Origin of the sequence: Pseudoalteromonas sp. S4492 (assembly GCF_005886115.1) — a bacterium.
Classification (GTDB): Bacteria; Pseudomonadota; Gammaproteobacteria; order Enterobacterales; family Alteromonadaceae; genus Pseudoalteromonas; species Pseudoalteromonas gelatinilytica.
In genome coordinates this window covers 1-439 of sequence record NZ_PNCP01000222.1, presented here as the reverse complement: position 1 = coordinate 439, position 439 = coordinate 1, and the positions used below count along the sequence as shown (strand labels likewise).

The window sequence follows — 439 nt, the reverse complement described above, 5'->3', positions numbered from 1 at the left end:
GGCCCCATCAGTTCCAGCTCTTCATGGATATGGTCCGGGTTCATGGGGTGCATAGCTGCCAAATAGGGTGTTGCCTGCTTCATCATCTCCCAGGTATCACTACAGCGCTGATATCGGGGATCTGTGCCATCTGATAGAAGTTCTTCACCGGGAACTGGCACTGGTTCATAAGACTCCCAAAGTGGCAGAGCTCTGAGACGTTGATCGGAGGCCATCAAATTTAAAAGATGAGTGGTGCCTGAACGTGGCAACCCAGCCACAATGATCGGCTTTTCAATCTTTATGTCATGAATTTCCGGGTGTTTTTTCAATACGTCATGAATCAATAAACGACTGCTGGCATGCTGAACCAACTTGTTAAACAGGCTCATCCTTCCAATCTGCCTAAGACCAGAGTCGCTGTTCCACTCATTAACAAGAAGATCCAGGCGTTCAAGAA

The 439-nt window shown here is 47.8% G+C and carries 1 protein-coding gene; it reads right to left on the bottom strand.

The annotated features are described in order from the left end of the window. The coding region (locus CWC28_RS21445; protein WP_138625762.1) for a sulfotransferase at nt 1-439 on the bottom strand (439 nt) is incomplete at both ends.